The organism is Bradyrhizobium sp. MI1.3, from assembly GCF_055811695.1.
Genome location: NZ_JBVVPQ010000289.1, coordinates 1 through 331, shown reverse-complemented (window position 1 = coordinate 331; position 331 = coordinate 1). Strand labels below are relative to the sequence as shown.

At 61.0% G+C, this 331-nt stretch carries 1 protein-coding gene; it reads left to right on the top strand.

Going from position 1 to position 331, the window contains the following annotated elements; genetic code table 11:
* Positions 1-320, top strand: a 320-nt coding sequence (locus tag AC0L3A_RS41060) for a hypothetical protein (protein WP_473256625.1), incomplete at its 5' end; no start/stop codon positions are given.
* Positions 321-331 lie beyond the last annotated feature (11 nt).

Genomic DNA, 331 nt, shown 5'->3' with positions numbered 1-331 from the left:
CGCTACCAGCGAATCCTCACGAACGCTATCCTCTGGTCTATGCGAAGGTCGCCCTAGGAGACGCCGCCGCACTTCGCCACCGCCGGATTCGTCGGGTGGTGTCCGTGCCAGAGGTTCGGAGGGTCTTGGTCTGCGACTTCCGTTCCGGTTCACCAGCGACAGCGGACATCACGGCGGCTGAACTGCTCTTCGGCTTAGGGCCAGAACCGGACCTTCGTTGCTGGCTTTCTCGCGGATCACAGGTAACGCACAGCATGCCGTATCGCTATCTCGACCTATCAAGCATCCTGCCGCCGTTCGATGCCCGGAAAGCAACATAGCACGGACGACA